The organism is Pseudonocardia sulfidoxydans NBRC 16205 (assembly GCF_007989085.1).
GTDB classification, from domain to species: Bacteria; Actinomycetota; Actinomycetes; order Mycobacteriales; family Pseudonocardiaceae; genus Pseudonocardia; species Pseudonocardia sulfidoxydans.
Genome location: NZ_BJVJ01000143.1, coordinates 1 through 6465, shown reverse-complemented (window position 1 = coordinate 6465; position 6465 = coordinate 1). Strand labels below are relative to the sequence as shown.

Sequence of the window (6465 nt, the reverse complement as noted above, 5' to 3'; positions counted from 1 at the left end):
TCAGGCCGATCACGGCGAGCGCCACGACCGCCCGAGTACCACCGAGACCGAGGAACTTCGCCGGCTCCGCAAGGAGAACGCCGAGCTGCGCCGGGCCAACGAGATCCTCAAGGCGGCGAGTGCTTTTTTCGCCCAGGAGATGGACCCGACAAGGAAGAGGTGGTGAAAGCGGTCGATGCGCTGAAGGACCGTTTCGGAATCAGTCCGATTCTGCGGGTCCTCGGTGTGGCCGCGTCGAGCTACTACGGATGGCTCGCCCAACAGCGCGACCCGTCTGAACGCCGGCGCGCCGATACCGCGCTGGTCGAGGAGATCCGCCGAATCCACGGCCGTTCCGGCGCCACGTACGGGGCACCGAGGGTCCATGCCACGCTGCGTCGCGGTGGCCAGCACGTATCGCGCAAGCGGGTCGAGCGGCTGATGCGCGAGGACGGGCTGCAGGGCGCGTTCCTGCGTAAACGGTGGCGGACGGCCTCGACCCGGCAGAACCCGCGTGCCACCCCAGCCCCGGACCTGGTCAACCGCGACTTCACCGCCGCCGCGCCGGATCGGCTGTGGGTCGCCGACGCCACCCGCATCCCGTGCGGGGAAGGCGTTTTCTGGCTGGCCGCGGTCCGCGACGCCTTCTCCAACCGCATTGTGGGCTGGCGCTGCTCGGACCGCTGCGACACCGACCTGATCCTCGGTGCACTCGAGTACGCGGTCTGGACCCGCAACGTCCGCGGTGGGAAAATAGTCCACCATTCCGATAGGGGGTCGAACTATACGTCTCTGCGTTTCGGGCAGCGTCTGGAAGACCACGGGATTCTAGCGTCGATGGGTTCGGTCGGCGATTCCTACGATAACGCGCTCATGGAGAACTTCTTCTCCACCCTCAAGACTGAACTCGTCTACCGGAACTCGTGGCGGAGCAAGGAGGAAGCAGAGAACGCGTTGTTCGCCTACATCGACGCCTGGTACAACACCGAGCGCATCCAGGCCCGGCTGGGCTGGCAATCCCCCGACGAGTACGAGACCGCCTGGCGCGCCCGCCAGGCCATCCAGGACGATCAACCCGCAACACCCGTCGACGGGACCGAGACGGCACCCGCCAGGTAGCAAGCACTCCGAGCTACCGGGGGAACCTCACGTCGAGGCCGGCTACTTGCGTGAGTACCGCGCCAAGCAGGTCACCCTCCAGTACCTCCGCCCCGTCATCGGGTTTCTCCGCGACCGGCTCCAGGTCCCGTACCCGCTCGCCACGCTGAAGCCCTACACCTCCGGCCGCGAACTCGCCCTCGAGGCGCAGGAGTTCGTCGGCCTCGACCCGGTGCTGAACATCGTCATCCTTGGCCGCGACGGCTCTCTCATGCCTTCAGACTCGACTGTCGCGTTCCTCGACAAGGTCGAGTTCAACGATGCCAACGACATCGCGGAGCGTTTGTTCCCGCTCGGCCGGAGCAAGCCGATCGTCCTGGACCCCACGCGCAGCTTCGGCGAGCCCACCATCCCCGGTGTCGGCGTGCGCACCGAAATCGTCGCCGAGCTCGTCGGAGCCGGCGAGGAGCCCGCCCGCCTGGCGGAGATCTACTCGATCTCGGTGACCGACGTCGAGCAGGTCGTCGACTTCGAGCGTCACCACGGCGAGCTCTCCCGAGCAGCCTGAGCGTGCCCGCTCGTCTCCAGACTCCGCGCTGGTTCTTCGACGAGAACAGCATCGGCGTCGCCCAGGCCCTCCGATACGTCCGCGGCGACGTGACGTGGCCCGGTGGTCCTGGCGACCTTGTACCGGCAGGCGCCAGGGACCACGAGTGGCTACCCCTCGTCGGCCAGGCAGGCTTCGTCGTCCTCACCCGGGACAAGCGCATCCGTAGTCGACCGCTGGAACGCCAGGCCCTCCTGGACCACGGCGTCCGAGCATGCTTTCAGACCACTGGCGGCCAACTGACCTGTTCGAACAGCTCCGCCTCTGGCTGCGCTGGTGGAACGAGATCGAGAAGCTCGTCGACGAGCACCCCGGACCGTGGCTGGCCAGTGTGACGCGGGCGGGTGCGTCGATCTTCGACGGCGGCGATGTCGACCCGTAACCCGGATCAGCGCCGTGACATGATCGAGTCACGGGGATCGGGGAAACCGAGGGACTTGTATCCCGGGGCTCGCTTGGACAGCGACGAGGCGAGCACAGCGGTCAGTTCGTCGTGGTAGTCGTGCACCTCGGCCGTCGTCTTGCCGGGATAGGGCCGGAGCACGCGACCGGCGAACTGCACGAGGCGGCCCTTGAACGCGATCGGCGCCGCGAGGAAGAGGGCATCGAGAGCGGGACAGTCGAAGCCCTCCCCGACATAGGGACCGGTCGCGACGACGAGCAACGGCGTCGTACCAGGTTCGAGACGAGCCAGCGCCGCTCTGCGTTCCCCGGCACCCATACCTCCACGCAGGACCACGGGATCGCGCCCCTCGTCGCGGAATCGTCCCACCAGGGACTCCACATGGTTCTTCCACTGCGTCAGGACCAGGCAGTTCCTCCCACGTTCCAACGCGTCGAGCACGTCCCCGACAACCTGGTCCCGACGCGCGTCGTCAGCGGCAAGGTCCCGGTAGATCGCCGCCATCCCGCCCGGCTTCGACGGATCCGCCTCCCCGACATATTCATAAGAGGTCGGGTGCACCGTCAGGAGCCGCTCGGGAGCGTCGGCAGCCCCCAGTGTGCCCGCCGGCGGAGGCGTGACCGTGTGCCGGATCGGGCCGAGCTGGTGGTGGATGAGCTCGTCGAGTCCATCTCGCCGGTAAGGAGTCGCGGTCAGACCGACCCAACGTCTCGCTCGGATCCGCCGAGCCGCACTCTCGAACGCGGCGGCGGGCAGATGATGACACTCGTCCACGAGAACGAGCCCGTAGCCGGCGGTCAGCTCTGCGACGTCCTGACGGCGAGCCAGGGTCTGCAGAGTGACGATGTCGACGACGCCCCGCAGCGAGGAGCGTCCGGCGCCCAGCTGACCCGCCCGAACGCTCAGCACGTCCCTGATCCGGGTCCGCCACTGGTCCGCCAATGTCTTGCGGTCCACCAGCACCAGTGTGGACACGCCGTGCTCTGCGATCAGTGCACATCCCATGACGGTCTTTCCCGCACCCGGTTCCGCGACGAGCACACCGAGGTCGTGAGCGGCGAGGTCCGAGACAGCAGCAGCCTGGTCCTCGCGCAGCGTCACCGACAGCTCGAAGGCATGGCTGTCGCCGTCGGTGCGTGCGCTCGTCGCTGATCTCGACGCGGCTTCCCGCCTCCTTCAGCACCGACACGACCCGCTCACCGAGCCCACGGGGCAGGACGAGCCGGCCGTCCACGGTCTCGTCGTAGCTGAGCAGGAAGCGGGGCACGTTCCACGTCGACAGCCGACGGCGCTGCCGCTCACCGAACAACGGGTTGCTCATCGATGCCGCGTGCTTGAGCGTCGCGAGGGCCGCCGGCGTCAGGTCCGAGACGGACACCTCGCAACCGGCGTCCAGCCGTAGCCCGACCACCGCCGCTGGTTCCGGCCTCGTCCGGGTCGACGTCGCCGGAGCCAGACGCTCGACTGCGCCACCCACCTTCACCACCCCGACGCGGCCGACCAGGCGGGTGACCTCGGCCGGGGACAGCCGGTGCACTCCGGACAGATAGGCCCACTGATCCTCGTGCGGCTCGAGCGTGCCGAGGTCGAGGAACACCGTCGCACCGTCCTTGCGCGCCCGACCGTGCAGCGGAGCAGCGATCAGGTTCCCGATCCCGCCCGCGGACGGCAGGACGTCCTGCGACGGGAAGAGTCGGTCGTAGCTGCGCAGATCCATCCGCCCGCGGAGGGCGATCGCCTCACGGAGCAGGCCCATGCCCAGGGCTCTCGCCGTCGCTGCCGGAACCGCGCCGGCGAAGAAGATCCACACATGCGCACCGACCCCGGACCGCGAGACCTCCAGAGCTGCTGGAACTCCCGCCGCCCTGGCCGCCTTGAGATAGGCCAGCGCGTCGAGCATCGCCGCCGGGCCGTCGAAGTCCGCGGCAAGCCACCGACAGGTGTCACCCGGCATCAACGGATACAGCCCGATGTGGTCGCGGCCCGACAGGTGCGCTGCGACCACATCGTCACGAAGCCGCAGGTACGGACGGGTCGCGCCCTTCCGCCACCCACCGGCCACCGCCGGAACCCAGCCCGACTTGCCCGATCTCCCGTTCTCCCACCGAATCGCGTAGACATCCTCGCGGGCCGCGAACAACGCCCTGAAGAAGGCGACCTTGTCCTGCGGAGTCGACAACGCGGTCACCATGCCGGGGCGCTCCAGGAACAGCCCCGACTGGGACGGGACCGGGGTGCGGGCCTGCTCCGCCGTCATCCCCAGCAGCCGCAGCAGCCGTCCGTTCTCGGCCCGCAGCCGAGCGAGCTCACGCTCGAGTTCCCCGGAGCTCGTCGGCACGAACCTCACGATGCCACGCCCGGTGGCGGCCCGCGATCAGCTGGAATCGACGAGGAGTCCGGCCTGATCCATCCGCCGGACGAGGCGCGACTTGCGCCGATGACGAGTACGTACCGCGGCCAGCCGAGCGCCGATCACGCCACAAAGGAATGAAACCCTCAAGTAGGCGTCTGACCTGCGAAAGTGGAGCCGCCTTGGGGAGTCGAACCCCAGACCTACGCATTACGAGACAATGTGTCGCTAGCTACATCAGGCCCATCTCATCCATCGGTGCACGTCAGCGAGTTCAGCGTGCTCAGGATGCTCGGCCAGCCAGCCACATTTCGTACCACGACCCGTGCCACGGAGGCCCTGCGAGCCGATCTGCACCGAGGGCATACAAGCGCGCGCAGCCGGCGGGCCCAGCTGTGATCGGCGTGGCCGCCGGGGAGCTCGGCCACGACCCGGCGGGTCTCAGCGAACCGGACGTCGGCGCCGTGGCGAATGGCCTGGCGAGCGACGGCCTGGGCGACGAAGGCCTTGCCGACTCCGGCCGGCCCGGTGAGGATCACCGACTCGCCGGCGTCGAGCCAGCGCAGCGTGGCCAGGTCTCGGACCTGCGCGGCGGGCAGCTTCGGATTGGCGTGGAAGTCGAAGCCTTCCAGGGGGACCTGTTCTTCGAAGTGGGCCCGGCGCAGCCAGCGCGCGAACGCGGCCCGGTCGCGGCGGGCGACCTCGTCCCGGCAGAGGACTTTGAGGAACTCCAGGTGGCCGCGCTCGCTGGCGCGGGCCTGAGCCAACCTGGCGTCGAGGGTGTCGAGCATCCCGCACAACTTCAGAGCTCGCAGCGCCCCGCGCAGTCCGTCGTCGGCGCTCACCGTGGCCGAGCCTTCGGGTGTGAGCTCTTGGTGCCACGGACGGACGCGGGGGGTGTCTCTATGGGGTTGTCAAGCGGCTGCGGCCACTGGTGGCAGCGTCGGGACGCTCGGTGGTGCGTAGGGGCGCCGGTCGCGGAGCATGGCGTAGATGACGTCGGTGCGGCGGCGAGCGAGGCAGATCAGAGCGGCGTTGTGTCGCTTCCCGGCGGCGCGTTTGCGGTCGTAGTAGGCGCGGCTGACCGGATCGGCAAGGCTGGCGAATGCCGACAAGAACAGCGCCGACTTCAGGGCGTGGTTACCGCGCTGGGACCGCGTCTCGCCCTTGATCGAGCTGCCGGAGCGGCGGGTGACCGGGGCCAGGCCCGCGTAGGCGGCGAGGTGACCGGCGGTGGGGAACGCGGCACCGTCTCCGACGATGGTGAGGATCTTCAGTGCGGTCCTGAACCCGAGGCCGGGCATCGAGGTCAGGACCCCGGCAAGAGGGTGGGCCTCCAGCAGGTCCTCGAGCTCGGCGGCCAGGCTGTCTCGTTCAACGCGGACCTCGCGCAACTGGGCGGCGACCCCGGCGATCACCCGGCCGAACGCGGCGGTGCCCGGGACGACGACTGTCTGAGTGTCGAGCGCGGCCAGGATCATGGCAGGAAGTGTCGTGGCCAGCCGTGGGGAACGCGGACGCATGGTGGCGGCGATCCCGGCCTCGCCGAGGTCGCGCAGGGCCTGCGGGGTCGGGGCGGCGGCGAGCAGATCGAGCACCCCGCCGCGGTCCATCCGTGGTCCGAGCAGGCGTTCCAGGGCCGGGTGGACGTGGAGCAGAGCATCGCGCAGCCGGTTTGTCAGCCGTGTCGACTGGGCGGCGAGGTCGTCGTCGTAGCCGGCCAGCACGGAGAGCTCGGCGAGGGTCTCGTCATCGGTGCTGACCCGGCGCAGGGTGTGGGGCATGGTGCGGGCGGCGTCGGCGATGACGTGGGCATCGCGGGCGTCGGTCTTGCTCTGGCCAGGATGCAGGTCAGCGATGCGACGCATCGCCAACCCAGGCAGGTAGGCCACCTCGATGCCCAGCGAGCGGGCCACGGCGACGGCAAGCGCACCGATCGAGGCAGGCTGATCGACCACGACCAGCGTCCGGCCGTGGGCGGCGAGGCGGGTGAAGACCTCGGTCAGCGCGGCCTCGTCGTTGGGCAAC

Annotated in this window: 6 protein-coding genes and 2 pseudogenes; 4 read left to right on the top strand and 4 right to left on the bottom strand. The window is 69.2% G+C overall.

Going from position 1 to position 6465, the window contains the following annotated elements:
- The first annotated feature begins 162 nt into the window (after positions 1-162).
- The 4 genes and pseudogenes from PSU4_RS30385 (at position 163) to PSU4_RS32675 (ending at position 2066) form a co-directional block, all read left to right on the top strand.
- Positions 163-1098, top strand: coding sequence for an IS3 family transposase (locus PSU4_RS30385; RefSeq protein ID WP_186817275.1), 936 nt, complete (start codon positions 163-165; stop codon positions 1096-1098).
- A gap of 46 nt (positions 1099-1144) precedes the next feature.
- A complete protein-coding gene (locus tag PSU4_RS30380) occupies positions 1145-1645 on the top strand; it encodes a DUF433 domain-containing protein (protein ID WP_147116062.1) in 501 nt (166 codons plus the stop codon).
- A gap of 2 nt (positions 1646-1647) precedes the next feature.
- Positions 1648-1845: pseudogene (locus tag PSU4_RS33160) on the top strand (PIN-like domain-containing protein); the annotation flags it as partial.
- 53 nt (positions 1846-1898) lie between these two features.
- Entirely contained in the window at positions 1899-2066 is a 168-nt protein-coding gene (locus tag PSU4_RS32675; protein ID WP_246115455.1) for a hypothetical protein, read from the top strand.
- Positions 2067-2072: 6 nt separating this feature from the next.
- Here PSU4_RS32675 and PSU4_RS32065 read toward each other — a convergent pair whose 3' ends face one another.
- From PSU4_RS32065 to PSU4_RS30365, 4 genes and pseudogenes are all read right to left on the bottom strand, one after another.
- Complete coding sequence (locus PSU4_RS32065) at positions 2073-3188, bottom strand: DEAD/DEAH box helicase (RefSeq protein ID WP_222596458.1); 1116 nt, start codon at positions 3186-3188, stop codon at positions 2073-2075.
- Positions 3189-3603: 415 nt separating this feature from the next.
- Positions 3604-4278, bottom strand: a pseudogene (locus PSU4_RS33155) (TOTE conflict system archaeo-eukaryotic primase domain-containing protein); the annotation flags it as partial.
- 407 nt (positions 4279-4685) lie between these two features.
- Positions 4686-5282, bottom strand: coding sequence for an ATP-binding protein (locus tag PSU4_RS30370; protein ID WP_147116060.1), 597 nt, complete (start codon positions 5280-5282; stop codon positions 4686-4688).
- Between the two features lie 69 nt (positions 5283-5351).
- Positions 5352-6465, bottom strand: a 1114-nt coding sequence (locus PSU4_RS30365) for an IS110 family RNA-guided transposase (RefSeq protein ID WP_186817273.1), incomplete at its 5' end; no start/stop codon positions are given.

Excerpts from the sequence above, each read along its gene's own strand:
- PSU4_RS32675 (WP_246115455.1), top strand. The coding sequence starts at position 1,899 with ATGCTTTCAGACCACTGGCGGCCAACTGACCTGTTCGAACAGCTCCGC.